The organism is Pseudomonas sp. ML96, from assembly GCF_000761545.1.
Classification (GTDB): domain Bacteria; phylum Pseudomonadota; class Gammaproteobacteria; order Pseudomonadales; family Pseudomonadaceae; genus Aquipseudomonas.
Genome location: NZ_JPMY01000003.1, coordinates 198,908 through 224,017, shown reverse-complemented (window position 1 = coordinate 224,017; position 25,110 = coordinate 198,908). Strand labels below are relative to the sequence as shown.

The following is a 25,110-nucleotide window of genomic DNA, read 5'->3' as shown; positions in this document are numbered from 1 at the left end:
GGCGGGCGTGTCAGTGCCAGTGGTGAGGTGTCTGCCAGGACTTGTCCAGGGCTTGGCAGGCTTGCTGGATCATCTGCTCGGTAATCGGCACTTCACGACCTTGGGCATCGATGATCGAGCCGCCTACCGGTTGCTGCGGGTTGCTCGGGTTGGAACGAGTTTGCGGGGACTGCTGTTGCGCTTTCATGGCCGTATCTCCTGGCTGTAAACACAGTCTAGGCAGGGCAGATGAAGGCGCCGTGACAGCCAGCGCGAGAGGTTTATTCGGGGCACCGAACGGTGCGCCGTGATTGGAGTGGTTATGAGTGTTTTCCATCTGGGCCTGATCATCAACCCGCTGGCCGGCCTCGGCGGACCAGCGGCGCTCAAGGGCAGCGATGGCGTGGCCGCCGAAGCCCTGGCCCGTGGCGCCGAGCCGCGCGCGGCGGAGCGCACACGTATCACCCTGGAATGCCTGCGCCCGGTGGCCGAGCGCCTGCAGTTCATCACCTTTCCCGGCGCCATGGGTGCAGATTTGCTGGCCGATCTGGGCTACGCCCACCGCGTGCTCGGCAGCCTGGAAGAGGGGCCGACCACTGCCGCCGATACCCAGGCCGCGGTGCGCGCCCTGCAGGACGCCGGTTGCGCGCTGATCCTGTTCGCCGGCGGCGACGGCACGGCCCGCGACGTGTGCGCGGCAGTGCGTGAGGAGCAGCCAGTGCTGGGCATCCCGGCCGGGGTGAAGATCCACTCCGCGGTCTACGCCATCAGCCCGCGCGCTGCCGGGCAGATGGCTCTGCGTCTGATCGAGGGCGGCCTGGTGCGGCTGTCCAGCGGCGAGGTGCGCGACATCGACGAGGCGGCCCTGCGCGATGGCAAGGTCGGTTCGCGGCATTACGGCGAGATGTGCGTGCCGGTGGAAGGCGAGTTCATGCAGCACGTCAAACAGGGCGGCATGGAGTCCGAGGAACTGGTGCTGGTGGACCTGGCTGACTGGCTGGCCGAGAGCTGGGAAGAGGGCGTGCGCTACGTGTTCGGCCCCGGCTCGACCCTGCACGGCCTGGCGCAGAACCTCAATCTCGACACCACGCTGCTGGGCGTCGACGTGATCGAGAACGGCGCGGTGATCGCCCGCGACGTCACCGAGGCGCAGCTGTTCGAGCTGATCGACGGCCAGCCGGCGCGCCTACTGGTCACCGCCATCGGCGGCCAGGGCCACATCATCGGCCGCGGCAACCAGCAGATCAGCCCGCGGGTGCTGCGCGCCATCGGCCTGGAGCATCTGCGGGTGATCGCTACCAAACGCAAGCTCGGCACCCTCGAGGGGCGCCCGCTGCTGGTGGACAGCGGCGACCCGGCGCTGGATGAAGCCTTCCCTGACGCGGTGCGGGTCTGGGCGGGCTACCGGGAAGAACTGCTCTATCCCCTGAAATGATTCCAAGGAGGACTCAAGGATGAAGCTCCTGCAAACCCTGGCCCTGTCGCTGGGCCTGTTGTTCAGCCTGGTCGCCGCTGCGGCCATCGACCCGCAACGTCTGGTGCTCGACGCCCGCAGCCAGGTCGGGGTGACCCTGAGCTACGACCCGGTCTACCGGCAGCTCGGCTACCCCGGCGGCGACGTGCCGCTGAGTACCGGCGTATGCACCGACGTGGTGATCCGCGCCCTGCGTGAACAGGGCCTGGACCTGCAGAAGAGCGTGCACGAGGACATGCGCGCGCACTTCGCTCGCTACCCGAAGAACTGGGGGCTGAAGCGCCCGGATCGTAATATCGATCATCGCCGGGTGCCCAACCTGATGACCTGGTTTCAGCGCCAGGGCATGGCCCTCAAGGTCAGCGACAAGCCGGTCGATTACCGCGCCGGCGACATCGTCACCTGGGACCTTGGCCGTGGCCTGACCCACATCGGCCTGGTCTCGGACCGCACCGATGCGGCCGGCACGCCGCTGATCCTGCACAACATCGGCCGTGGCACGCAGGAGGAGGACATCCTGTTCGCCTACCGCATCACCGGCCACTATCGCTTCGTTGACTGAGGCCACCGCCGTGCTCAATGAGTTAGCATCGGCGTAGGGTTTCCGGAGATTGCGATGGCATTACCACCCCATATCCAGGCCGGCGAGCGCGTGGTGCTGTTCGACGGCGTGTGCCGGCTGTGCAACGGCTGGGCGAAGTTCCTGATCCGCCATGACCACGAGCGGCGCTTCCGCCTCTGCTCGGTACAGTCCGCCGAGGGCCAGGCCATCCTCGCCTGGTTCGGCCTGCCGACCGACCATTTCGACACCATGGCCTATGTAGAAGGCGAGGCGCTGTTCGTGCGCAGCGACGCCGTGCTGCGCATCGTCGCGCAGCTGCCCGGAGCCTGGCGCTTGCTGGCCGGCCTGCGTGTGTTGCCGCGACCGCTGCGCGACTGGAGCTACGACCGTATCGCGCTGAATCGCTACCGCCTGTTCGGCCGCTACGACAGCTGCCTGTTGCCCGATCCCGATCATTCCCGCCGTTTCCTCGACACTGCCGAGCCTCGTTCATGAATCCGCTTTCTTCCAGCCGGCGCGAGGCATTGCGCCTGGCCTGGCGCTTCGTTGCGCCGTATCGCTGGCGCCTGGCCGGCGCCCTGGCGGCGCTGATGTTCACCGCCGCCATCACCCTGTCCATGGGTCAGGGTATTCGCCTGCTGGTGGACCAAGGCCTGGCGACCCAGTCGCAGACGGCGCTGAACCACTCCATCGCGCTGTTCTTCGTGCTGGTGCTAGCACTGGCCATCGGCACCTTCACCCGTTTCTACCTGGTTAGCTGGATCGGCGAGCGCTTCGTCGCCGATATCCGCCAGCGCGTGTTTGACCATCTGATCGGCCTGCATCCGGGCTTCTACGAGAGCAACCGCGCCTCGGAGATCCAGTCGCGGCTGACTGCCGACACCACGCTGCTGCAGACCGTGATCGGCTCCTCGCTGTCCATGGCCCTGCGCAACGGCATCATGTTGATCGGCGGGATCGTGCTGCTGTTCGTCACCAACGCCAAGCTCAGCGCCATCGTGCTCTGCTCGTTGCCGCTGGTGGTGGCGCCGATCCTGCTCTTCGGCCGCCGTGTGCGCGCGCTGTCCCGGCAGAGCCAGGACCGGGTGGCCGATGTCGGCAGCTATATCGGCGAGACCCTCGGCCAGATCAAGACGGTGCAGGCCTACAACCACCAGGCCCAGGACAAGGCACGCTTCGCCGGCACCGTGGAGGCGGCGTTCGCCACCGCCGGCAAGCGCATTCGCCAGCGCGCCTGGCTGATCACCACGGTCATCGTCCTGGTGCTTGGCGCGGTTGGCGTGATGCTCTGGGTCGGCGGCATGGATGTGATCGCCGGACGCATCAGCGGCGGCGACCTGGCCGCCTTCGTGTTCTACAGCCTGATCGTCGGCATGGCCTTCGGCTCCATCAGCGAGGTGATCGGCGAACTGCAGAGCGCCGCCGGCGCCGCCGAGCGCATTGCCGAGCTGCTGCGTACGCGCAACCTGATTGGCGCGCCGCAGCAGGATCAGTTACTGCACCTGCCCGAGCGCATCAGTGGTGCCGTCGAGCTGCGTGGCGTGCGCTTCAACTACCCGAGCCGCCCGGAACATCCGGCCATCGATGGTATCGACCTGGCCGTACGTGCCGGCGAGACCTTGGCCCTGGTCGGCCCGTCCGGTGCTGGCAAGTCGACCCTGTTCGACCTGCTGCTGCGCTTCTTCGACCCGCAGGAGGGCGAGGTGTTGGTCGAGGGCCTGCCGATCCAGCGTCTCGATCCGGCCGACCTGCGCCGCTGCTTCGCCCTGGTGTCGCAGAATCCGGCGCTGTTCTACGGCAGCGTGGCAGACAACCTGCGCTACGGCCGGCCCGACGCCAGCGATGCGGAGGTCGAGGCGGCGGCACGTGCGGCGCATGCCCACGAGTTCATCGAACGCCTGCCGCAGGGCTATCAGACCCACTTGGGCGAGGCCGGCCTGGGCCTGTCTGGCGGCCAGCGCCAGCGCTTGGCGATTGCCCGTGCGTTGCTCACCGACGCGCCAATCCTGCTGCTCGACGAAGCCACCAGCGCGCTGGACGCCGAGAGCGAGCACCTGATCCAGCAGGCGCTGCCGGGGCTGATGCGCGGGCGCACCACCCTGGTGATCGCCCACCGCCTGGCCACGGTCAAGCATGCCGATCGCATTGCGGTGATTGATCGCGGCCGCTTGCAGGCCATCGGTACCCATGGCGAGCTGGTGCTGAGCAACCCGCTGTACGCCCGCCTGGCCGAGCTGCAGTTCAATACCGAGCGCCGCGAGCGCGACTGAGGACAAAGTGTGGAAAAGGATTTCGGCGTTGTGGTGCTGGGTGGCTACGGCAACTTCGGCCAGGTGATAGTGCGGCGCCTGGCCGCGACTTCAAACATGCGCATCTGGGTGGCCGGGCGCGATCTGGCCAAGGCCGAGGCACTGGCTGCGCAGACCGGTGCCCAGGCGCTGCAGCTGGACATGAACGCTCCAGACCTGGTCGAGCGTTTGCGCGCCACTGGGGCGCAGATGCTTATTTCCACCGCCGGCCCGTTCCAGGGCCAGGATCATCGCGTAGCGCACGCCGCCATCGCCGCCGGCATGCACTACGCCGATCTGGCCGATGCGCGGGCCTTCGTCTGCTCCATCGGCGAGCTGGACCAGGCCGCGCGTGAGGCTGGCGTGCTGGTCTGCGCTGGCGCCAGCTCGGTGCCGGCCCTGGCCGCTGCGGTGATCGACAGCTTGCTGCCGCGCTTCTCGCGACTGGAGAGCATCTGGCACGGCATCAGCTCCTCGGAGAAGACACCCGGCGCCTCGACCCTGGCGGCGGTGCTGGGCTATTGCGGAAAGCCCTTCCAACAATGGCGCGATGGCGCCTGGCAGCAGGTGTTCGGCTGGTAGGACCTGGCCCGTCATGATTTCCCCGCGCCGCTCGGCCCGCGCTGGGTGGCCAACTGTGACATTCCCGATCTGCAGCTGTTTCCGGCGCGCTATCCGGGTGTGCGCAGTGTGCGCTTCTCGGCCGGCGTCGGCCTGCGCCTGACCCAGTTCGGTACCTGGGCGCTGTCCTGGTTGGTGCGCCTGAGTTTGCTGCGCAGCGCGGTGCCGCTGACCGATTTTCTGCATCGCCGCGCCGTCTCGGTGGAGCCCTTCGGCGATGGGCGCAGTGGCATGTTTGTGCGCCTGGACGGGCAGGGCGCCGATGGCCAGCCGCTGCAGCTGTGCTGGGAACTGCTGGCGCAGAACAACGACGGCCCGAACATCCCGTGCATGGCCGCCGTGGCCCTGGCGCGCAAGCTGGCCGCCGGCACGCTGCAGGCTCGTGGCGCCATGCCCTGCCTGGGGCTGCTGAGTGTCGAGGAGTATCTGGCGGAGCTGGAAGGGCTGGCGATCGTCAGCGCCCTGCGCGAGCGCTGATCGATTTTCAGTGGTTGCGCGGCTTGATGGTGGCCGCGGCGCCGGTCGAGGCGACGATGATCGCGCCTATCGCCAGCCACTGGGTGGCGCTGAGCATCTCGCTGAGGAAGATCAGGCCGGAGAGGGCGGCGATGGCCGGCTCCATGCTCATCAGCACGCTGAAGGTACGCGCCGGCATGCGCGTCAGGGCGAACATCTCCAGGCTGTAGGGCAGCGCCGAGGACAGCACGGCAACGCCCAGCGCCACCGGCAGCAGGTCGTGGGAGAACAGGTCGCCGCCGACCTTGGCCAGGCCGATCGGGAACACCAGCATGGCCGCCACCAGGGTGCCGAAGGCCACGGTCTGCGCGCCGTGCTCGGTGCCGGCCTTCTGCCCGAAGATGATGTACAGCGCCCAGCACACGCCCGCGCCGAGGGCCAGGGCCATGCCCATGGGGTCGAGATGGTCGCTGGCGCTGGTGTCCGGCAGCAGCAGCCAGAGGCCGAGCACGGCCAGGCCGATCCATACGAAGTCCAGCAGGCGCCGCGAGGAGACCAGGGCCAGGGCCAGCGGGCCGGTGAACTCCAGGGCAACTGCGATACCCAGCGGAATGGTCTTCAGCGACATGTAGAACAGCAGGTTCATCGCCCCCAGCGACAGGCCATAGCCCAGCAGCGAGCGCCACGCGGCGAAGTTCGGTCGGGTGCGCCAGGGGCGCATGACGATGCACAGGATCAGCGCGGCCAGGCTCAGGCGTAGGGCAGTGGTGCCCTCGGGGCCGATGAGCGGGAACAGGCTCTTGGCCAGGGAGGCGCCGCTCTGGATGGAGGTCATGGCGACCACTAGCAGGGCGATGGGCAGGAATAAGGAGGTCGAGCGCGACATGGCGGGTTTTTTATGACTTGTTGGTTTTCAAAGGCTAATAAAAAACCGGCCATTCGGCCGGTTTTTTCGGCGAGCTGCTATCAGCGATATTCGCAGAGGTAGGCGGTTTCGACCGCAACCTGCAGCTGGAACTTGCTGTTGCCCGGCACGGTGAACTGGCTACCGGCGGCGAACGTTTCCCAGTTGTCGCTGCCCGGCAGCTTGACGGTCAGGGCGCCGGCAACCACGTGCATCACTTCCAGTTGGGCGGTGCCGAACTCGTATTCGCCCGGGGCCATCACGCCGATGGTGGCCGGACCTTCAGCCATGCTGAAGCCGATGGATTTGACGGTGCCGTCGAAGTATTCGTTGACCTTGAACATGGCGGGCTCCTCGGATGGGTCAAAAAAGGCCCGCCAGTATGCCCAACCATCCCGTCTCAGTCAGCCCTCAGGGGGCAAATATCAGCGGCAACAGGCGCGCGGTGTTGCGCGCGTCTTCCAGGGCGCGATGCTGTTGCCCCTGGAACTGCAGCCCGGTCAGTTGCAGCGCCGAGTGCAGGCCCACCGCACGCTGTAGCTGGCGGCTTTCGGCGAAGCGCTGCTTGAGGTTGTGGTGGGGGATTTCGTCCAGGCAGCTGCGTAGGCCGTGGCGCTGCCATTCCAGTTGCAGCTGGCGGCGGTCGTAGTCGCCCCAGCTGCCCCAGCCGACCAGATGTGCCAGGTGCGATTCCAGCCAGCGCTCGAACTGCGGCCAGACCACGTCCAGCGTCTGTGCACCGTCGACCTGGGCCTGGCTGGTATGGGTCAGCTGGCGGCAGAAACTGGTCAGGCAGGGGCGCCGCAAGGGACGCACGAAGCGCTGGAAGTGCTCCAGTTCATGGCCATCGGCCGCCACCAGGCTGGCGCCGATCTCGATGATTTCCATGTCTTCTACCGGCCAGCCGCCTTCTTCGGTGGTGGCTTCCAGGTCGATGATCAGCCATTGGCGCATGCGTCCCTCCTTAGCTCGCTGCCAGTATGGGCGGCGCCCGCGCGACGTGCACAGTTTTGCCATTCAGCTGTGCTGGCCGGGGGAATTCGGTTCCGGGCTATGCTTGGGCCACAGTCAGTAAGGAGGTGGAGCATGGCAAAGGTGGCATTTATCGGCCTGGGAGTGATGGGTTTCCCCATGGCCGGACATCTGGCCTGCGAGGGGCACGAGGTCTGCGTCTACAACCGCACGCCTGGCAAGACGCAGCTGTGGGAGGACGAATTTGCCGGCGAGTCGGCCGCGACCCCGCGCGAGGCCGCCCAGGGCGCCGAATTCGTGATGACCTGCGTCGGCAATGACGACGATCTGCGCAGCGTGCTGCTCGGCCCGGACGGCGCCTTCGCCGGCATGGCGCCGGGTAGCGTGCTGGTCGACCACACCACCGCTTCGGCCAACGTCGCCCGCGAGCTGGCACTGATTGCCGCCGAGCGTGAGCTGGGCTTCCTCGATGCGCCGGTATCCGGCGGCCAGGCCGGCGCGGAGAATGGCATGCTGACGGTGATGGTCGGCGGCGAGGAGGCCTTCTACAAGCGCGCCGAACCGGTGATCGACGCCTACGCCAAGATGATCAAGCTGATGGGGCTGGTGGGCAGTGGCCAGCTGACCAAGATGGTCAACCAGATCTGCATCGGCGGCCTGGTCCAGGGCCTGGCTGAGGCGCTGCATTTCGCCCAGTGCGCCGGTCTCGACGGCCATGCGGCGATGGAGGTGATCAGCAAGGGCGCGGCGCAGTCCTGGCAGCTGGAAAATCGCCACCAGAGCATGCTGGCCGGTAAGTACGACTTCGGTTTTGCCGTGGACTGGATGCGCAAGGATCTGTCGATCCTGCTCGACGAGGCGCGCCGCAATGGCGCGCAGCTGCCGGTTACGGCGCTGGTCGACCAGTTCTACTCCGATGTACAGGCCATGGGTGGTGGCCGCTGGGATACTTCCAGCCTGATCGCCCGCCTCAAGCAGCGTCCTTGAGCCCTTGCGGCCCACTCGTACGCGGGTGGGCCGGATGGCGCCATTCGCCGCACTGGCAGACGCATTCGGACGTCGCCGGCCTTAGGCGCGGAAGATAAAGTACACCGCGCCGAGCAGGCACAACCCTGCCCACAGGTAATCCAGCTTCAGCGGCTGCTGCATCACGTAGACACTGAAGGGCACGAATATCGCCAGGGTGATCACCTCCTGCATGATTTTCAGCTGGCCCACCGATAGCTCGGTGTAACCGATGCGGTTGGCCGGCACCATGATCATGTATTCGAAGAAGGCGATGCCCCAGCTGATCAGCGCGGCAATGAACCATGGCTTGGCGTGCAGGGCCTTCAGGTGGCCATACCAGGCGAAGGTCATGAACACGTTGGACAGGGTCAGCAGGGCGGCGGTTTGCATCCAGACCGGCATGGCGAGATTCCCGTAGTGGAGTAGGGCAAGACTAAAAGAGCCTGGTGCAACCAGCCAGGTGAGCAGATCGATCATTCGAGCGGTGGGGGAAGGGCGTGGGCAAGTGGATTCGTGGTGCAGCGGTGCTGGGCGTGGCGGTGGTCGCGGCGGGGGCTGCGTGGAGTGGCTGGCAGGCCTGGCAGCAACGGGCCATCTGGGCCGATCTCGAGGTGGCGCCGGCACTCGGGGCGACGCGAATGTTCGAGCTGGGTGCCAATCAGCTGCAGTGGGGTGGCCAGCGCCTGCAGTTGCTGGCCGGGCAGCGCGTGCTCTGGGCCAGCGAGGGCGGTTTCCTGGCGGCCGGGCTTGGCCGTGAGGAGGTCGAGGAACATCGCGGCGCCATGTTCGTCGACGAGCAGCGCGAACTGCTCTGCCGCAAGCAGCGCCTGGAGAACATCGAGCAGCGCGGCGCGCGGGTAATTCTCAGCGGTAGCCTGGGCTGCGCCGATGGCAGCTCCACCGGCTATGTGCTGATTCTCGAGGACGACGGCGAACGCGGCGTACGCGTGGCCGTGGCCCTGGATGACGAACGCCTCAATCGCCTGTATCTGAGCTGGCAGCGTGAGCCGGATGAGCATTTCCACGGCTTTGGCGAGCAGTTCAGCGCCTTCGACCTGGCCGGCCGGCGCCTGCCGATCCTGGTGCAGGAGCAGGGCGTTGGTCGTGGCCTGGAGCCAATCACCACCGCCGCCAACCTGACTGCCCGCGCCGGCGGCGACTGGTGGACCAGCTATGCCCCCGTGCCGCATTACCTGAGCAGCAAGGGCCGCAGCTTCTTCAGCGAGTCCGCTGCCTACCAGGTGTTCGACCTGCGCGACGAGCACCGCGTGCAGCTGGAGGTGCATGAAGGGCGTTTGGCTGCGCGTATCTACACGGCCGCCAATGCGCCAGGGCAGATCGCCCAGCACACGGCGGTGGTCGGGCGTATGCCGCCGTTGCCGGACTGGACCCAGCGCGGCGCCATCGTCGGCCTGCAGGGCGGTAGCGAGCGAGTACGCGGCATCCTGCATCAGCTCGACGAGGCTGGCGTGCCGCTGGCGGGTGTCTGGCTGCAGGATTGGGTCGGCCAACGCACCACCAGTTTCGGCAAGCAGCTGTGGTGGAACTGGAGCCTGGACGAGCAGCACTATCCGCAGTGGGCCGAACTCAATGGCGAGCTCAAGGCGCGTGGTGTGCGCACGCTGGCCTATGTGAATCCCTTCCTGGTGGATATGGCGGAAAAGCCGGGTGCGGCGCGCAACCTGTATGCCGAGGCCCGCGAGCACGGCTATTTGCTGCGTGATGCCTCCGGCCAGCCACTGTCGTTGCTCAACACCAGCTTTAGTGCCGGCATGCTCGACCTGAGCAATCCCGCCGCGCGTGAATGGCTCAAGCAGGTGCTGCGCGAGGAAATGCTGGCCAAGGGCTTTTCCGGCTGGATGGCCGATTTCGGCGAGGCGCTGCCCTACGAGGCGCGCCTGGCCAGCGGCGAGTCGGCGGCACTGGCGCACAACCGCTATCCCGAGGAATGGGCGCGGCTCAATCGCGAGCTGCTGGAGGAATCGGGCGGGCAGGGCGAGCTGTTCTTCTTCATGCGCTCGGCCTTCAGTCGTAGTCCGGGTCTGACCACCAGCCTGTGGGCCGGCGATCAACTGGTCACCTGGGATGCCGATGACGGCCTGCACAGTGCGCTGCTGGGCATGCTGTCCGGCGGCCTGTCCGGGTTCAGCCTCAACCACAGCGATACCGGCGGATACACCACCATCACGCACCCGTTGAAGGACTATCATCGCGACGAGGAACTGCTGCTGCGCTGGATGGAGTTCTCCGCCTTCACCAGCCTGCTGCGTAGCCATGAGGGCAACCGCCCCGATGCCAACCAGCAGATCTACAGCTCGCCGCGGTTGCTGGCCCAGTTCGCCTATAGCGCCAAGCTTTTTGCCGCGCTGGCGCCTTATCGGCAGCAGTTGATGGCGGAGGCCGCACGCAGCGGCATGCCGCTGATGCGCCCGCTGTGGCTGCAGTATCCGGACGATCCGGCCGGGCAGCAGGCGCTGCCGCGCAGTTTCATGCTCGGCGACCAGCTGCTGGTGGCGCCGGTGCTGGAGCCGGGCGTCAGCGAGCTGGAGGTGCTGTTGCCGGCCGGCAACTGGGTGCACCTGTGGTCGGGCAAGGTATTCCAGGTGCGCGCCGGCGAGCCGGTGATGGTGCCTGCGCCGATCGGCCAGCCGGCGGTGTTCTATCCAGAAGGCGCCGCGATGGCTGCCAGTCTGGCGAAATTACGCGACATCAGGTGATGGAAGGCGTGGCGCACAGGCGTTAAGATCGCGCCCGCCCAGCGCGTGAGAAGCCTTCATGAAGTGTCGTGCCGGCTGCGGTGCCTGCTGCATCGCGCCTTCCATCAGCACCCCGATCCCCGGTATGCCTAACGGCAAGGCCGCGGGTGAGCGCTGCCTGCACCTCACCGCGGAGTTTCTCTGCGCGATTTTCGGCCGCCCGGAGCGGCCGCCGGTCTGTTCGGGATTCAGTGCAGACGTTGAGGTCTGCGGCTCGAGCCGCGAAGAGGCCATCCGCCTGATCGGCTGGCTGGAACAAGCGACTGCCTGAGCGGGTCGAATTCTCGGTCCGGCGGCGCCGCCGGCGGACCCTTTCCCAAGGAGCAACGATGATTGCATTGAGTCGAGTGGCCGCTGTCTGTGGCCTGAGTCTGCTGGCGAGTGGCCTGGCCCATGCCGAGGACTGGAAGCTGGCCAAGGACGAGGATGGCATCAAGATCTACCTGAGCGAGGTTCAGGGGTCCAAGTACAAGGCCTACCGCGGCGTGACCACGATCAAGAGCGATGTCGCCAGCCTGCGCGCCCTGCAGGAAGACGTGCAGGGCTCCTGCAAGTGGATTCACGCCTGTGCCGAGCAGAGCCTGCTCAAGCACGAGGGTGCCGAGAGCTGGGTCTACACCCGTTTCGAGATGCCCTGGCCGGTGACCGCGCGTGACTCGGTGCTGCATGTGGTGACCGTCGAGAACGCCGACGGCAGCCTGGTGCGCAAGCTCGATGGCCAGCCCGAGTACCGCCCGGCGGACAAGGATTTCGTGCGCGTAGCCAGTCTGGAAGGTGCCTGGACCTTCGTGCCCAAGGCCGATGGCATGGTCGAAGTGACCTACCAGGTGCACACCGAGCCGGGTGGCAGCGTGCCGTCCTGGCTGGCCAACAGTTTCGTGGTGGATGCGCCGTTCAATACCCTGAATGGCCTGCGCGCGCTGGCTGAGAAACGCTGATCGCTGACGCGGGGCCCGCTATGGCGGGTTCTGAGACGGTCTGGAAATAAAAAAGGCTGCCAATGGCAGCCTTTTTTATTACTGGGGCGCTTACTTGCGCTGGTCCAGGGCGACGTAGTCGCGCTTGTCGTAACCGGTGTACAGCTGGCGCGGACGGCCGATCTTGTACGGGCTGGACAGCATTTCTTTCCAGTGCGAGATCCAGCCGACGGTACGCGACAGGGCGAAGATCACGGTGAACATGCTGGTCGGGATGCCGATGGCCTTGAGGATGATGCCCGAGTAGAAGTCCACGTTCGGGTACAGGTTGCGTTCCTTGAAGTACGGATCGGTGAGGGCGATCTCTTCCAGGCGCATGGCCAGTTCCAGCTGCGGGTCGTTCTTGATGCCCAGCTCGGCCAGAACTTCGTCGCAGGTCTTCTTCATCACGGTGGCGCGCGGGTCGCGGTTCTTGTAAACGCGGTGACCGAAGCCCATCAGCTTGAACGGATCGTTCTTGTCCTTCGCCTTGGCGATGAACTTGTCGATGTTCTCGACGCTGCCGATCTCGTCCAGCATGCTCAGGACGGCTTCGTTGGCGCCGCCGTGTGCCGGGCCCCACAGCGCGGCGATGCCGGCGGCGATACAGGCGAACGGGTTGGCACCGGAAGAACCGGCCAGGCGGACGGTGGAGGTGGAGGCGTTCTGCTCATGGTCGGCGTGCAGGACGAAGATGCGGTCCATTGCCTTGGCCAGTACCGGGCTGATCGGTTTGATCTCGCACGGGGTGTTGAACATCATGTGCAGGAAGTTTTCCGCGTAATTCAGGTCGTTACGCGGGTACATCATGGGCTGGCCCATGGAGTACTTGTAAGTCATGGCAGCAATGGTCGGCATCTTGGCGATCAGGCGCATGGCCGAAACTTCGCGGTGATGCGGATTATTGATGTCCAGGGAGTCGTGGTAGAAGGCGGAGAGGGCGCCAACTACGCCGCACATGATGGCCATCGGGTGGGCATCGCGGCGGAAGCCGTTGAAGAAGCTCTTCAGCTGCTCGTGAACCATGGTGTGGTTCTTGATGGTGCTGACGAACTGGGACTTCTGCTCTGCAGTCGGCAGTTCGCCGTTCAGCAGCAGGTAGCAGGTTTCCAGGTAGTCGGATTTGTCGGCCAGTTGCTCGATGGGGTAGCCGCGGTGCAGTAGAACGCCTGCGTCGCCGTCGATATAGGTGATCTTCGACTCGCAAGAGGCGGTCGACATAAAGCCAGGATCAAAGGTGAAGCGACCCGTGGCGGTCAGGCCCCTCACGTCGACAACATCGGGACCTACGGTGCCGGTCAGTACGGGCAGCTCTACGGGGGCATTGCCCTCGATGATCAACTGCGCTTTTTTGTCAGCCATGTCGGCCTCCTGTTTATGCTTGGAATCATCAGAAGCCCCCCACGCAGGGCCCGGGACACTATAGAGACATAAATTTGAATGTCAATTTGCGAAAACCCAGACGGCAGAGGGGTTTCAGCCACTTTTCAGTGGCGCGCGCAAGGGCCTAATACGACATTTATATAGGGCGCGCAATCCGCTTTTCGGGGTGGGTATCTGCGTTGTCATTAGTTGCCTAACTGTCTATACTCTGCGCCCGGCCGCCGAAGCCTGAAAGCCTGTAATCAGGCGGCTGGCACTCCCTTTGGTGAGGGGTACCTGACCAGTGCACTTCCCGACAACTTGCCCTGTTTGTTAGGGGCCTCTAGTGTGAAAAAAGCCGTGAATAGCCAACGACCTGTAAACCTAGATCTCAGGACCATAAAACTCCCGATCACAGCTTATACGTCCATTCTGCACCGTATTTCCGGTGTCATCCTCTTCCTGGGAATCATCCTGATGCTGTTTGCTCTGGATAAATCCCTGGCCTCCGAGGAAGGCTTTGCAGAAGTTAAGGCGTGCCTGACCAGTCCGCTGGCCAAGCTGATCATCTGGGGTCTGCTGTCCGCCCTGCTGTATCACCTGGTGGCCGGTGTACGCCACCTGATCATGGACATGGGTGTCGGCGAGTCGCTGGAAGGCGGCAAGCTGGGCTCGAAGATTGTTCTCGCCGTCTCGGTGGTGATCATTGTTCTGGCGGGGGTCTGGGTATGGTAACCAACGTAACCAATTTCTCGCGCTCTGGCCTCTATGACTGGATGGCTCAGCGTGTATCGGCGGTCGTTCTCGCGGCTTATTTCCTGTTCCTGATCGGCTTCCTGGTGATCCATCCGGGCCTCACCTATGCCGACTGGCATGGCCTGTTCTCCCACACTGCGATGCGCATCTTCAGCCTGCTGGCTCTGGTTGCTCTCATCGTGCACGCCTGGGTCGGTATGTGGACCATTACCACCGACTACCTGACCCCCATGGCCATCGGCCGTTGGGCGACCGGTGTGCGTTTCCTCGTCCAGGCGGTTTGCGGCGTGCTCCAGTTCGTCGTGTTCGTCTGGGGTGTGCAGATCCTGTGGGGTTTCTGATCCATGTCTAGCATTCGTACTCTTTCCTATGACGCCATCATCGTTGGTGGTGGCGGTGCCGGCATGCGTGCCGCGCTGCAACTGGCTCAAGGTGGTCACAAGACCGCTGTTGTGACCAAGGTCTTCCCGACTCGTTCGCACACCGTTTCCGCCCAGGGTGGCATCACCTGCGCCATCGCTTCGGCCGACCCGAATGACGATTGGCGCTGGCACATGTACGACACCGTCAAGGGCTCCGACTACATCGGTGACCAGGACGCGATCGAATACATGTGTTCCGTAGGTCCGGAAGCCGTGTTCGAGCTCGAACACATGGGCCTGCCGTTCTCCCGTACCGAGCAAGGCCGCATCTATCAGCGCCCGTTCGGTGGCCAGTCCAAGGGTCCGGATAATCCGTCCGTTCAGGCTGCCCGTACCTGCGCCGCGGCTGACCGTACCGGTCACGCCCTGCTGCACACCCTGTATCAGGCCAACCTGAAGGCCGGCACCTCGTTCCTCAACGAGTGGTACGCCGTGGACCTGGTGAAGAACCAGGACGGCGCCATTGTCGGCATCATCGCCATCTGCATCGAGACTGGCGAAACCGTCTACATCCGCTCCAAAGCCGTGGTTCTGGCCACTGGCGGTGCCGGCCGTATCTACGCCTCCACCACCAACGCCCTGATCAACACCGGTGACGGTGTGGGCATGGCCCTGCGTGCTGGCGTGCCGGTGCAGGACATCGAAATGTGGCAGTTCCACCCGACCGGTATCGCCGGCGCCGGTGTACTGGTTACCGAAGGCTGCCGCGGTGAGGGTGGTTACCTGATCAACGCCCACGGCGAGCGTTTCATGGAGCGTTACGCTCCGAACGCCAAAGACCTGGCCGGCCGCGACGTAGTTGCGCGCTCCATGGTCAAGGAAGTGATCGCTGGCAACGGCTGTGGCCCGGACAAGGACCACGTGCTGCTGAAGCTCGACCACCTCGGCGAAGAAGTACTGCACAGCCGCCTGCCGGGCATCTGCGAGCTGTCCAAGACCTTCGCTCACGTCGACCCGGTTCTCGCTCCGGTTCCGGTGATTCCGACCTGCCACTACATGATGGGCGGCGTAGCCACCAACATTCATGGCCAGGCCATTACCCAGGACGCCAACGGCAACGACAAGATCATCGAAGGTCTGTTCGCCGTAGGTGAAGTGGCTTGTGTATCGGTGCACGGTGCCAACCGTCTGGGCGGCAACTCGCTGCTCGACCTGGTGGTATTCGGTCGTGCTGCTGGTCTGCACCTGGAAAAAGCGCTGAAAGAAGGCGTGGAAGTCCGTGGCGCCAGCGAAACCGACATCGAGGCTTCCCTGAAGCGTCTGTCCGGCGTCAACGAGCGCAGCAGCGGCGAAGACGTGGCTCCGCTGCGTAAAGAGCTGCAACAGTGCATGCAGAACTACTTCGGCGTATTCCGTACCGGCGAATACATGAAGAAGGGCATCACTCAGCTGGCCGATCTGCGCGAGCGCATCGCCAACGTCAAGATTGCCGACAAGAGCCAGGCCTTCAACACCGCGCGTATCGAAGCGCTGGAGCTGCAGAACCTGCTGGAAGTGGCCGAAGCCACTGCCATCGCCGCCGACACCCGTACCGAGTCCCGTGGCGCACATGCCCGCGAAGACTTCGAGGATCGCGACGACGAGAACTGGCTGTGCCACTCCCTGTACTTCCCGGGTGAGAAGCGCGTGTCCAAGCGCGCCGTCAACTTCGCGCCGAAGACCGTTCCGGCGTTCGAACCCAAAGTACGTACTTATTAAGGGTGGCCACCATGTCTCTTGGTAACACTTTGCAAGTCAGCGTTTATCGCTACAACCCGGAAAAAGACGCCGCGCCGTTCATGCAGGACTTCACCGTGCAGATCGACGGCAAGGACCTGATGGTTCTCGACGTACTGGCCCTGATCAAAGAGCAGGACGAAGGTTTCTCTTACCGTCGTTCCTGCCGTGAAGGCGTGTGCGGTTCTGACGGCATGAACATCAGCGGCAAGAATGGCCTGGCCTGCATCACCCCGATCTCTACCGTGGTGAAAGGCAACAAGCTGGTCATTCGCCCGCTGCCGGGTCTGCCGGTCATTCGTGACCTGGTCGTCGACATGAGCATCTTCTACAAGCAATACGAGAAGGTGCAGCCGTTCCTGCAGAACGATACTCCGGCTCCGGCCATCGAGCGTCTGCAGAGCCCGGAAGAGCGCGAGAAGCTGGACGGTCTGTACGAGTGCATCCTGTGCGCTTGCTGCTCCACCAGCTGCCCGTCCTTCTGGTGGAACCCGGACAAGTTCCTCGGTCCCGCTGCGCTGCTGCAGGCCTATCGCTTCCTGGCCGACAGCCGCGACACCAAGACCACCGAGCGTCTGGCGTCCCTGGATGACCCGTTCAGCGTGTTCCGCTGCCGCGGCATCATGAACTGCGTGAACGTTTGCCCGAAGGGTCTGAACCCGACCAAGGCAATCGGCCACGTACGTAACATGCTGCTGCAGAGCGGTACCTGATACACAGCTTCACGTTACACCTGCACCGGCGGAGTGATTCGCCGGTGCAGTAAAGCCAGAGCCCCAGCTCACAAAGCCAGGGTTCTTATTTTGAAAGAAAATGACGACCAGCAGGGGCATCCGGGCTGGTACCCGGACTATCTGCGGGATCCGTAGTGGCTTATCAGGTCGCTGCTTCAGGACTTCGAATGGCCAAGATACGGCTTCCACGCCGGTGGTGTCCCCTTACCGAGGGTGACCAAGCATGCAAGAAAGCGTGATGCAGCGCATGTGGGATAGCGCCCACCTATCAGGTGGTAACGCGGCCTACGTGGAAGAGCTCTATGAGCTCTACCTGCACGATCCCAACGCTGTGCCAGAAGAGTGGCGCACCTACTTCCAGAAGCTGCCGGCCGACGGGAATCCCGCGACCGACGTTTCGCACTCCACTGTCCGCGATCATTTCGTGCTGCTGGCGAAGAACCAGCGCCGCGCTCAACCGGTTTCCGCCGGGAGCGTCAGCAGCGAGCACGAGAAGAAGCAGGTGGAAGTTCTGCGCCTGATCCAGGCATACCGCATGCGTGGCCACCAGGCTTCGACGCTCGACCCGCTGGGTCTGTGGCAGCGTGTTGTACCGGCCGATCTGGCGGTCAACCACTATGGCCTGACCAACGCCGATCTCGATACCACCTTCCGTACCGGTGAGCTTTACATCGGCAAGGAGGAGGCGACTCTACGGGAAATCCACGAGGCGCTGCAGCAGACATATTGTCGCACCATCGGTGCCGAGTTCACCCACATCGTCGATTCCGAGCAACGCAAGTGGTTCCAGCAGCGTCTGGAAAGCGTGCGCGGCCGTCCGGCTTACTCCGCTGAGGTGCAGGGCCACCTGCTCGAGCGCCTGACCGCGGCCGAAGGCCTGGAAAAGTACCTGGGCACTAAGTACCCGGGCACCAAGCGTTTCGGCCTGGAAGGCGGCGAGAGCCTGATCCCGCTGCTGGACGAGATAATCCAGCGCTCCGGCTCCTACGGCACCCAGGAAATCGTCATCGGCATGGCCCACCGCGGCCGTCTGAACGTACTGGTCAACACCTTCGGCAAGAACCCGCGTGATCTGTTCGACGAGTTCGAAGGCAAGCAGGTCGAAGGCCTGTCCTCCGGCGACGTGAAGTACCACCAGGGTTTCTCCTCCAACGTCATGACCTCGGGCGGCGAAGTCCACCTGGCGCTGGCCTTTAACCCTTCGCACCTGGAGATCGTCTCTCCGGTGGTCGAAGGTTCGGTGCGCGCTCGCCAGGACCGTCGTCAAGACGCGACCGGCGACAAGGTGCTGCCGATTTCCATCCACGGTGATGCGGCGTTCGCCGGTCAGGGCGTGGTCATGGAAACCTTCCAGATGTCGCAGACCCGCGCCTACAAGACCGGTGGCACCATCCACCTGGTGATCAACAACCAGGTTGGCTTCACCACCAGCCGCGCCGACGACTCGCGCTCCACCGAGTACGCTACCGACGTGGCGAAGATGATCCAGGCGCCGATCCTGCACGTGAACGGCGACGATCCGGAAGCGGTGCTGTTCGTCACCCAGCTGGCCGTCGACTACCGCATGCAGTTCAAGCGTGACGTGGTCATCGATCTGGTCTGCTACCGCCGTCGTGGCCACAACGAGGCTGACGAGCCGAGCGGCACCCAGCCGCTGATGTACCAGCAGATCGCCAAGCAGCGCACCACCCGTGAGCTGTATGCCGAGAGCCTGGTGCAGTCCGGCCGTGTTGCCGAAGACGCGGTCAAGGCACGCATCGAGGAATACCGCAGCGCGCTGGACAACGGTCAGCACGTGGTCAAGAGCCTGGTCAAGGAGCCGAACAAAGAGCTGTTCGTCGACTGGAAACCCTATCTGGGCCACGCCTGGACCGCGCGTCACGACACCCGCTTCGAGCTGAAGACCCTGCAGGATCTGGCCGGTAAGCTGCTGGAAATCCCGGAAGGCTTCGTGCTCCAGCGTCAGGTCTCCAAGGTACTGGAAGACCGCGCCAAGATGACTGCCGGCGCCATGCCGATCAACTGGGGCTACGCCGAGAACCTGGCGTACGCGACCCTGCTGTTCGAAGGCCACCCGGTGCGCATGACCGGTCAGGACGTTGGCCGCGGCACCTTCTCGCACCGCCATGCGGCGCTGCACAACCAGAAGGACGCGACCACCTACCTGCCGCTGCAGAACCTGTACGAAGGTCAGCCGCGCTTCCAGCTGTACGACTCCTTCCTCTCGGAAGAAGCGGTGCTGGCGTTCGAATACGGCTACTCCACCACCATGCCGAACGCGCTGGTGATCTGGGAAGCCCAGTTCGGCGACTTCGCCAACGGCGCCCAAGTGGTGTTCGACCAGTTCATCTCCAGTGGCGAGCACAAGTGGGGCCGTCTCTGCGGCCTGACCATGCTGCTGCCGCACGGCTATGAAGGTCAGGGGCCGGAGCACAGCTCCGCGCGTCTGGAACGTTACCTGCAGCTGTGCGCCGAGCACAACATGCAGGTCTGCGTACCGACCACCCCGGCGCAGGTCTACCACATGCTGCGTCGCCAGGTGATCCGTCCGCTGCGCAAGCCGCTGGTCGTGCTGACGCCGAAGTCGCTGCTGCGCCATCCGCTGGCCATCTCGACTCTGGAAGAGCTGGCCGAAGGCTCGTTCCAGACCGTCATTCCCGAGATCGATCCGGTCGATCCGAAGAAGGTCGAGCGCGTCGTACTGTGCAGCGGCAAGGTGTACTACGACCTGCTGGCCAAGCGCCGTGCGGAAGGTCGCGAGGACATCGCCATCGTGCGTATCGAGCAGCTCTATCCGTTCCCGGAAGATGATCTGACCGAGGCTCTGGCTCCGTACAAGAACCTCAAGCACATCGTCTGGTGTCAGGAAGAGCCGATGAACCAGGGCGCCTGGTACTGCAGCCAGCACCACATGCGTCGTGTCGCTTCCGCGCACAAGAAGGAGCTGTTCCTTCAGTACGCCGGTCGTGATGCTTCGGCCGCTCCGGCCTGTGGTTACGCCTCGATGCACGCCGAACAGCAGGAAAAACTGCTGAACGACGCCTTTACTGTTTAACGCCTTCGCGCACGGAGGCGGCGGCACGGGTCGCCGCCTCTAAGAAGAAACCGAATTTAAGGAAACACACACAATGGCTATCGAGATCAAAGCCCCAACCTTCCCGGAATCGGTTGCCGACGGCACCGTGGCCACCTGGCACAAGAAGCCGGGCGATGCGGTCAAGCGCGATGAGCTGATCGTCGACATCGAAACCGACAAGGTGGTGATGGAAGTCCTCGCCGAAGCCGACGGCGTACTCGCCGAAATCGTCAAGAACGAGGGTGACACCGTCCTCTCCGGCGAGCTGCTGGGCAAACTGGGTGACGCCGGCGCTGCCGTTGCCGCCCCGGCTGCTGCTCCTGCCGCCGCCCCGGCCGCTGCTGCCGCTCCGGCTGCCGCCAGCGATGACGACGCCATCCTGTCGCCTGCTGCACGCAAGATCGCCGAAGAGGGCGGTATCGACCCGAACTCCATCGTCGGTACCGGCAAAGGTGGTCGCGTGACCAAGGAAGACGCCGTCGCTGCCGTCGCCGCCAAGAAGTCCGCTCCGGCCGCTGCTGCCAAGCCGGCCGCTCCGGCTGCTGAGGCTCCGGTGTTCGCTGCTGGTGACCGCGTCGAGAAGCGCGTACCGATGACCCGCCTGCGCGCCAAGGTTGCCGAGCGTCTGGTCGAAGCCCAGTCCACCATGGCCATGCTGACCACCTTCAACGAAGTCGACATGCATGAAGTCATGGCGCTGCGTTCGAAGTACAAGGACCTGTTCGAGAAGACCCACAACGGCGTGCGCCTGGGCTTCATGTCCTTCTTCGTCAAGGCCGCCGTCGAGGCGCTGAAGCGCTTCCCGGCCGTCAACGCCTCGATCGATGGCAACGACATCGTCTACCACGGCTACCAGGACATCGGCGTCGCCGTTTCCAGCGACCGCGGCCTGGTGGTTCCGGTACTGCGCAACGCCGAGCTGATGAGCCTGGCCGAAGTCGAGAACGGCATCGCCACCTTCGGCAAGAAGGCCCGTGACGGCAAGCTGTCGATCGAAGAAATGACCGGCGGCACCTTCACCATCACCAATGGTGGTACCTTCGGTTCGATGATGTCGACTCCGATCGTCAACCCGCCGCAAGCTGCCATCCTGGGCATGCACAACATCATCCAGCGTCCGGTGGCCATCAATGGCCAGGTCGTGATCCGCCCGATGATGTACCTGGCGCTGTCCTACGATCACCGCCTGATCGATGGCAAGGAAGCCGTGAGCTTCCTGGTGACCATCAAGAACCTGCTGGAAGACCCGGCTCGCCTGCTGCTGGATATCTGATTTCCGCTGCTGTGCAACGCGGTGGTTCCCACAAGGAGCCACCCGGTTTTATTCGAGAAGGAATGAGTTATGACCCAGAAATTCGACGTGGTAGTGATTGGCGCTGGCCCCGGGGGCTACGTGGCCGCCATCAAGGCCGCGCAACTCGGGCTGAAGACCGCCTGCATCGAGAAGTACCAGGACAAGGAAGGCAAGGTCGCCCTGGGCGGTACCTGCCTGAACGTCGGCTGCATTCCGTCGAAGGCGCTGCTGGACAGCTCCTACAAGTACCATGAGGCCCACGAAGGCTTCAAAGTTCACGGCATCGAGGCCAAGGGCGTCACCATCGACGTACCGCAAATGGTCGCGCGCAAGAACACCATCATCAAGAACCTGACTGGCGGCGTCGCCGGCCTGTTCAAGTCCAACGGTGTCACCCTGCTGGAAGGCCACGGCAAGCTGCTGGCCGGCAAGAAGGTTGAAGTCACCGGCCTGGACGGTAAGACCCAGATCGTCGAAGCCGAGAACGTGATTCTGGCTTCCGGCTCCCGTCCGGTCGACATCCCGCCGGCTCCGGTTGATCAGGACGTGATCGTCGACTCCACCGGCGCCCTGGAATTCCAGGCCGTGCCGAAGAAGCTGGGCGTGATCGGCGCCGGCGTCATCGGCCTGGAGCTGGGCTCGGTATGGGCCCGTCTGGGCGCTGAAGTGACCGTGCTGGAGGCCATGGACAAGTTCCTCGCCGCCGCCGACGAGCAGATCTCCAAGGAAGCCCTGAAGATCCTCGGCAAGCAGGGTCTGGATATCCGTCTGGGCGCCCGCGTCACCGGCAGCGAAGTGAAGAAGAAGCAGGTTACTGTGACCTTCACCGACGCCACCGGCGAGCAGAAGCTGACCTTCGACAAGCTGATCGTCGCCGTCGGCCGTCGCCCGGTGACCACCGACCTGCTGGCTGCCGACAGTGGCGTGACCCTGGACGAGCGTGGCTTCATCTTCGTCAATGATCAGTGCGAAACCAGCGTTCCGGGCGTCTACGCCATCGGTGACGTGGTACGTGGCGCGATGCTCGCGCACAAGGCCTCGGAAGAGGGCGTGATGGTTGCCGAGCGCATCAAGGGCCACAAGGCCCAGATGAACTACGACCTGATCCCGTCGGTCATCTACACCCACCCGGAAATCGCTTGGGTCGGCAAGACCGAGCAGCAGCTCAAGGCTGAAGGCGTCGAGATCAACGTCGGTACCTTCCCGTTCGCCGCCAGCGGCCGTGCCATGGCTGCCAACGACACCGCCGGTCTGGTCAAGGTCATCGCCGATGCCAAGACCGACCGCGTACTGGGTGTGCATGTGATCGGCCCGAGCGCTGCCGAGCTGGTTCAGCAAGGCGCCATCGGCATGGAATTCGGCACCAGTGCCGAAGACCTGGGCATGATGGTGTTCTCGCACCCGACCCTGTCTGAAGCGCTTCACGAAGCGGCCCTGGCAGTGAATGGCCACGCCATCCACATCGCCAATCGCAAGAAGCGTTGATGCGTGCAGGCGCCTCGTGGGGCGCCTAACCAGAAAAACCACGGCGGGCGGCCCGTGACGGTTCGCAAGGACCAGTCGCAGGAATGCCCGTCGGACTGCTAACCAGTGCAGTCACAGGTGGCGCGGCGCCTCGAGCGCAGCGCCGAAATGCGCAATACCTAAACGAAGAACGGTAGATAAGCATGAATCTTCACGAGTATCAGGGTAAGCAGCTGTTCGCTGAATACGGCCTGCCGGTTTCCACTGGCTACGCTGTTGACACCCCGGAAGAAGCGGCTGCGGCCTGCGAAAAGATCGGTGGCAGCGAGTGGGTTGTCAAAGCCCAGGTGCACGCCGGTGGCCGCGGTAAAGCGGGCGGCGTCAAGCTGGTCAAGAACAAGGAAGACGCCAAGGCGTTCGCCGCCAACTGGCTGGGCAAGCGTCTGGTGACCTACCAGACAGACGCCAACGGTCAGCCGGTCAGCAAGATCCTGGTTGAGTCCTGCACCGACATCGACAAGGAGCTTTACCTCGGCGCCGTTGTCGACCGTTCCAGCCGCCGTATCGTGTTCATGGCCTCCACCGAAGGTGGCGTGGACATCGAGAAAGTCGCTCACGAGACTCCCGAGAAGATCCTCAAGGCCACCATCGACCCGCTGGTCGGCGCTCAGCCGTACCAGGGCCGCGAGCTGGCTTTCCAGCTGGGCCTGCAAGGCGACCAGATCAAGCAGTTCACCCACATCTTCGTTGGCCTGGCCAAGCTGTTCCAGGACTACGACCTGGCTCTGCTGGAAGTGAACCCGCTGGTGATCAAGAAAGACGGCAACCTGCATTGCCTGGACGCCAAGATCAACATCGACGCCAACGCCATGTACCGTCAGCCCAAGCTGCGCGCCATGCACGACCCGTCCCAGGACGACGCTCGTGAAGCCCATGCGCAGAAGTGGGAACTGAACTACGTCGCGCTGGAAGGCAACATCGGTTGCATGGTCAACGGTGCTGGCCTGGCCATGGGCACCATGGACATCGTCAACCTGCACGGCGGCAAGCCGGCCAACTTCCTCGACGTCGGCGGCGGCGCTACCAAAGAGCGCGTGACCGAGGCCTTCAAGATCATCCTGTCCGACAGCAACGTCGCTGCCGTACTGGTGAACATCTTCGGCGGCATCGTGCGCTGCGACATGATCGCCGAAGGCATCATCGGCGCCGTGAAAGAAGTCGGCGTGAAGATCCCGGTCGTGGTTCGTCTGGAAGGTAACAATGCCGAGCTGGGCGCCAAGGTCCTGGCCGACAGCGGTCTGAACATCATCGCGGCTACCAGCCTCACCGACGCTGCCCAGCAGGTCGTCAAAGCCGCGGAGGGCAAGTAATGAGCGTCCTGATCAATAAAGACACCAAAGTCATCTGCCAGGGCTTCACCGGCTCGCAGGGTACTTTCCACTCTGAACAAGCCATCGCCTACGGCACCAAGATGGTTGGTGGCGTGACCCCGGGCAAAGGCGGCACCACCCACCTGGGCCTGCCGGTGTTCAACACCGTCAAGGAAGCCGTTGAAGCCACTGGCGCCGACGCTTCGGTGATCTACGTTCCGGCTCCGTTCTGCAAGGACTCGATCCTGGAAGCGGCCAACGGCGGCATCAAGCTGATCGTGTGCATCACCGAAGGCATCCCGACCCTCGACATGCTGGACGCCAAGGTCAAGTGTGACGAGCTGGGCGTACGCCTGATCGGCCCGAACTGCCCGGGCGTGATCACTCCCGGCGAGTGCAAGATCGGCATCATGCCGGGTCACATCCACCTGCCGGGCAAAGTAGGCATCGTGTCGCGTTCCGGCACCCTGACCTATGAAGCCGTGAAGCAGACCACCGACGCCGGCTTCGGCCAGTCCACCTGCGTGGGCATCGGTGGTGACCCGATCCCGGGCTCCAACTTCATCGATATCCTGAAGCTGTTCCAGGAAGATCCGAAGACCGAAGCGATCGTCATGATCGGTGAGATCGGCGGTTCCGCTGAAGAAGAAGCTGCTGCTTACATCAAGGCCAACGTCACCAAGCCTGTAGTTTCCTACATCGCTGGTGTGACCGCTCCGCCCGGCAAGCGCATGGGCCACGCTGGCGCCATCATCTCCGGTGGTAAAGGTACTGCGGACGAGAAGTTCGCTGCCCTGCAGGACGCTGGTGTGAAAACCGTGCGTTCCCTGGCTGACATCGGCAAGGCCCTGGCCGAGCTGACCGGCTGGGAAGTCAAGAAAGCCTAAGGCTGACTTGATCTGAAAGAGGCCACCTGCGGGTGGCCTTTTTCATTGCTGTC

The 25,110-nt window shown here is 64.0% G+C and carries 25 protein-coding genes; 19 read left to right on the top strand and 6 right to left on the bottom strand.

The window, feature by feature from the left end:
• Positions 1-10: 10 nt before the first annotated feature.
• The gene (locus tag IP89_RS23490; protein ID WP_371261930.1) at positions 11-214 is read right to left on the bottom strand and encodes a PA1571 family protein; all 204 of its coding nucleotides are present in this window, start codon (positions 212-214) and stop codon (positions 11-13) included.
• An 87-nt stretch (positions 215-301) separates the two neighbouring features.
• Here IP89_RS23490 and IP89_RS02765 point away from each other — a divergent pair, with 87 nt between their 5' ends.
• From IP89_RS02765 to IP89_RS23615, 6 genes are read left to right on the top strand one after another with little or no spacing between them, the layout of a single operon-like run.
• A complete protein-coding gene (locus tag IP89_RS02765; protein ID WP_043307488.1) occupies positions 302-1,414 on the top strand; it encodes an ATP-NAD kinase family protein in 1,113 nt (370 codons plus the stop codon).
• A gap of 19 nt (positions 1,415-1,433) precedes the next feature.
• The gene (locus IP89_RS02760; protein WP_043307487.1) at positions 1,434-2,015 is read left to right on the top strand and encodes a DUF1287 domain-containing protein; all 582 of its coding nucleotides are present in this window, start codon (positions 1,434-1,436) and stop codon (positions 2,013-2,015) included.
• A 54-nt stretch (positions 2,016-2,069) separates the two neighbouring features.
• The gene (locus IP89_RS02755) at positions 2,070-2,510 is read left to right on the top strand and encodes a thiol-disulfide oxidoreductase DCC family protein (RefSeq protein ID WP_043307486.1); all 441 of its coding nucleotides are present in this window, start codon (positions 2,070-2,072) and stop codon (positions 2,508-2,510) included.
• Positions 2,507-4,285: an ABC transporter transmembrane domain-containing protein gene (locus IP89_RS02750; RefSeq protein WP_043307484.1), complete on the top strand. Its 1,779-nt coding sequence runs from the start codon at positions 2,507-2,509 to the stop codon at positions 4,283-4,285. Before IP89_RS02755 ends, IP89_RS02750 begins: the two co-directional genes overlap by 4 nt.
• Positions 4,286-4,294: 9 nt before the next feature.
• Positions 4,295-4,885, top strand: coding sequence for a saccharopine dehydrogenase family protein (locus IP89_RS23620; RefSeq protein WP_256203091.1), 591 nt, complete (start codon positions 4,295-4,297; stop codon positions 4,883-4,885).
• A gap of 45 nt (positions 4,886-4,930) precedes the next feature.
• Positions 4,931-5,401 carry a hypothetical protein gene (locus IP89_RS23615; RefSeq protein ID WP_256203090.1) on the top strand — a complete coding sequence of 157 codons (471 nt, stop codon included), beginning with the start codon at positions 4,931-4,933 and terminating at the stop codon, positions 5,399-5,401.
• A 7-nt stretch (positions 5,402-5,408) separates the two neighbouring features.
• Here the strand turns inward: IP89_RS23615 and rhtA are convergent, their stop codons facing one another.
• The 3 genes from rhtA to IP89_RS02730 form a co-directional block, all read right to left on the bottom strand.
• A complete protein-coding gene (rhtA, locus tag IP89_RS02740) occupies positions 5,409-6,266 on the bottom strand; it encodes a threonine/homoserine exporter RhtA (protein WP_043307483.1) in 858 nt (285 codons plus the stop codon).
• 80 nt (positions 6,267-6,346) lie between these two features.
• Positions 6,347-6,628 carry a pyrimidine/purine nucleoside phosphorylase gene (locus tag IP89_RS02735; protein ID WP_043307481.1) on the bottom strand — a complete coding sequence of 94 codons (282 nt, stop codon included), beginning with the start codon at positions 6,626-6,628 and terminating at the stop codon, positions 6,347-6,349.
• Positions 6,629-6,695: 67 nt separating this feature from the next.
• Positions 6,696-7,238 carry an exonuclease domain-containing protein gene (locus IP89_RS02730; RefSeq protein WP_043307479.1) on the bottom strand — a complete coding sequence of 181 codons (543 nt, stop codon included), beginning with the start codon at positions 7,236-7,238 and terminating at the stop codon, positions 6,696-6,698.
• 132 nt (positions 7,239-7,370) lie between these two features.
• Here IP89_RS02730 and IP89_RS02725 point away from each other — a divergent pair, with 132 nt between their 5' ends.
• Entirely contained in the window at positions 7,371-8,243 is an 873-nt protein-coding gene (locus IP89_RS02725) for an NAD(P)-dependent oxidoreductase (RefSeq protein WP_043307477.1), read from the top strand.
• 81 nt (positions 8,244-8,324) lie between these two features.
• Here the strand turns inward: IP89_RS02725 and IP89_RS02720 are convergent, their stop codons facing one another.
• Positions 8,325-8,666: a DMT family protein gene (locus tag IP89_RS02720; RefSeq protein ID WP_043307475.1), complete on the bottom strand. Its 342-nt coding sequence runs from the start codon at positions 8,664-8,666 to the stop codon at positions 8,325-8,327.
• Between the two features lie 95 nt (positions 8,667-8,761).
• Between IP89_RS02720 and IP89_RS02715 the strand changes: the two genes are divergently transcribed.
• Genes IP89_RS02715 through IP89_RS02705 form a run of 3 tightly spaced genes read left to right on the top strand, consistent with a single transcriptional unit; the run spans position 8,762 to position 11,958 of the window.
• Complete coding sequence (locus IP89_RS02715) at positions 8,762-10,981, top strand: alpha-glucosidase (protein WP_156114972.1); 2,220 nt, start codon at positions 8,762-8,764, stop codon at positions 10,979-10,981.
• Between the two features lie 58 nt (positions 10,982-11,039).
• Entirely contained in the window at positions 11,040-11,291 is a 252-nt protein-coding gene (locus IP89_RS02710) for a YkgJ family cysteine cluster protein (protein WP_043307472.1), read from the top strand.
• 58 nt (positions 11,292-11,349) lie between these two features.
• Positions 11,350-11,958: an START domain-containing protein gene (locus tag IP89_RS02705; RefSeq protein ID WP_043307468.1), complete on the top strand. Its 609-nt coding sequence runs from the start codon at positions 11,350-11,352 to the stop codon at positions 11,956-11,958.
• A 90-nt stretch (positions 11,959-12,048) separates the two neighbouring features.
• Here IP89_RS02705 and gltA read toward each other — a convergent pair whose 3' ends face one another.
• A complete protein-coding gene (gltA, locus tag IP89_RS02700) occupies positions 12,049-13,338 on the bottom strand; it encodes a citrate synthase (protein WP_043307465.1) in 1,290 nt (429 codons plus the stop codon).
• Between the two features lie 348 nt (positions 13,339-13,686).
• Here gltA and sdhC point away from each other — a divergent pair, with 348 nt between their 5' ends.
• The 9 genes from sdhC (at position 13,687) to sucD (ending at position 25,057) form a co-directional block, all read left to right on the top strand.
• Positions 13,687-14,073 carry a succinate dehydrogenase, cytochrome b556 subunit gene (gene sdhC, locus IP89_RS02695; RefSeq protein ID WP_177326834.1) on the top strand — a complete coding sequence of 129 codons (387 nt, stop codon included), beginning with the start codon at positions 13,687-13,689 and terminating at the stop codon, positions 14,071-14,073.
• The gene (gene sdhD, locus IP89_RS02690; RefSeq protein ID WP_043307459.1) at positions 14,067-14,435 is read left to right on the top strand and encodes a succinate dehydrogenase, hydrophobic membrane anchor protein; all 369 of its coding nucleotides are present in this window, start codon (positions 14,067-14,069) and stop codon (positions 14,433-14,435) included. The genes sdhC and sdhD overlap by 7 nt, the downstream gene beginning before the upstream one ends.
• Positions 14,436-14,438: 3 nt before the next feature.
• Positions 14,439-16,214 (top strand): succinate dehydrogenase flavoprotein subunit, encoded by a 1,776-nt coding sequence (gene sdhA / locus IP89_RS02685; protein WP_043307456.1) that lies wholly within the window; start codon positions 14,439-14,441, stop codon positions 16,212-16,214.
• An 11-nt stretch (positions 16,215-16,225) separates the two neighbouring features.
• Positions 16,226-16,945 (top strand): succinate dehydrogenase iron-sulfur subunit, encoded by a 720-nt coding sequence (locus tag IP89_RS02680; RefSeq protein WP_043307453.1) that lies wholly within the window; start codon positions 16,226-16,228, stop codon positions 16,943-16,945.
• A 244-nt stretch (positions 16,946-17,189) separates the two neighbouring features.
• Positions 17,190-20,021 (top strand): 2-oxoglutarate dehydrogenase E1 component, encoded by a 2,832-nt coding sequence (locus IP89_RS02675; protein WP_043307450.1) that lies wholly within the window; start codon positions 17,190-17,192, stop codon positions 20,019-20,021.
• 73 nt (positions 20,022-20,094) lie between these two features.
• Entirely contained in the window at positions 20,095-21,315 is a 1,221-nt protein-coding gene (gene odhB / locus IP89_RS02670) for a 2-oxoglutarate dehydrogenase complex dihydrolipoyllysine-residue succinyltransferase (RefSeq protein WP_043307447.1), read from the top strand.
• Between the two features lie 69 nt (positions 21,316-21,384).
• Entirely contained in the window at positions 21,385-22,821 is a 1,437-nt protein-coding gene (lpdA, locus tag IP89_RS02665) for a dihydrolipoyl dehydrogenase (RefSeq protein WP_043307445.1), read from the top strand.
• A gap of 182 nt (positions 22,822-23,003) precedes the next feature.
• Positions 23,004-24,170, top strand: coding sequence for an ADP-forming succinate--CoA ligase subunit beta (gene sucC, locus IP89_RS02660; RefSeq protein ID WP_043307443.1), 1,167 nt, complete (start codon positions 23,004-23,006; stop codon positions 24,168-24,170).
• Positions 24,170-25,057, top strand: coding sequence for a succinate--CoA ligase subunit alpha (sucD, locus tag IP89_RS02655; RefSeq protein ID WP_021699802.1), 888 nt, complete (start codon positions 24,170-24,172; stop codon positions 25,055-25,057). The genes sucC and sucD overlap by 1 nt, the downstream gene beginning before the upstream one ends.
• Positions 25,058-25,110: the final 53 nt, after the last annotated feature.

Bases quoted from the DNA above. Each gene is read 5' to 3' on its own strand.
- rhtA (WP_043307483.1), bottom strand. From the start codon at position 6,266: ATGTCGCGCTCGACCTCCTTATTCCTGCCCATCGCCCTGCTAGTGGTC.
- odhB (WP_043307447.1), top strand. From the start codon at position 20,095: ATGGCTATCGAGATCAAAGCCCCAACCTTCCCGGAATCGGTTGCCGAC.
- lpdA (WP_043307445.1), top strand. From the start codon at position 21,385: ATGACCCAGAAATTCGACGTGGTAGTGATTGGCGCTGGCCCCGGGGGC.
- IP89_RS02755 (WP_043307486.1), top strand. From the start codon at position 2,070: ATGGCATTACCACCCCATATCCAGGCCGGCGAGCGCGTGGTGCTGTTC.
- IP89_RS02750 (WP_043307484.1), top strand. From the start codon at position 2,507: ATGAATCCGCTTTCTTCCAGCCGGCGCGAGGCATTGCGCCTGGCCTGG.
- IP89_RS02710 (WP_043307472.1), top strand. From the start codon at position 11,040: ATGAAGTGTCGTGCCGGCTGCGGTGCCTGCTGCATCGCGCCTTCCATC.
- IP89_RS02680 (WP_043307453.1), top strand. From the start codon at position 16,226: ATGTCTCTTGGTAACACTTTGCAAGTCAGCGTTTATCGCTACAACCCG.
- sdhA (WP_043307456.1), top strand. From the start codon at position 14,439: ATGTCTAGCATTCGTACTCTTTCCTATGACGCCATCATCGTTGGTGGT.
- IP89_RS02725 (WP_043307477.1), top strand. From the start codon at position 7,371: ATGGCAAAGGTGGCATTTATCGGCCTGGGAGTGATGGGTTTCCCCATG.
- IP89_RS02760 (WP_043307487.1), top strand. From the start codon at position 1,434: ATGAAGCTCCTGCAAACCCTGGCCCTGTCGCTGGGCCTGTTGTTCAGC.
- gltA (WP_043307465.1), bottom strand. From the start codon at position 13,338: ATGGCTGACAAAAAAGCGCAGTTGATCATCGAGGGCAATGCCCCCGTA.
- sdhD (WP_043307459.1), top strand. From the start codon at position 14,067: ATGGTAACCAACGTAACCAATTTCTCGCGCTCTGGCCTCTATGACTGG.
- IP89_RS02675 (WP_043307450.1), top strand. From the start codon at position 17,190: ATGCAAGAAAGCGTGATGCAGCGCATGTGGGATAGCGCCCACCTATCA.
- sucD (WP_021699802.1), top strand. From the start codon at position 24,170: ATGAGCGTCCTGATCAATAAAGACACCAAAGTCATCTGCCAGGGCTTC.
- IP89_RS02720 (WP_043307475.1), bottom strand. From the start codon at position 8,666: ATGCCGGTCTGGATGCAAACCGCCGCCCTGCTGACCCTGTCCAACGTG.
- IP89_RS02765 (WP_043307488.1), top strand. From the start codon at position 302: ATGAGTGTTTTCCATCTGGGCCTGATCATCAACCCGCTGGCCGGCCTC.
- IP89_RS02735 (WP_043307481.1), bottom strand. From the start codon at position 6,628: ATGTTCAAGGTCAACGAATACTTCGACGGCACCGTCAAATCCATCGGC.
- sucC (WP_043307443.1), top strand. From the start codon at position 23,004: ATGAATCTTCACGAGTATCAGGGTAAGCAGCTGTTCGCTGAATACGGC.
- IP89_RS02705 (WP_043307468.1), top strand. From the start codon at position 11,350: ATGATTGCATTGAGTCGAGTGGCCGCTGTCTGTGGCCTGAGTCTGCTG.
- IP89_RS02730 (WP_043307479.1), bottom strand. From the start codon at position 7,238: ATGCGCCAATGGCTGATCATCGACCTGGAAGCCACCACCGAAGAAGGC.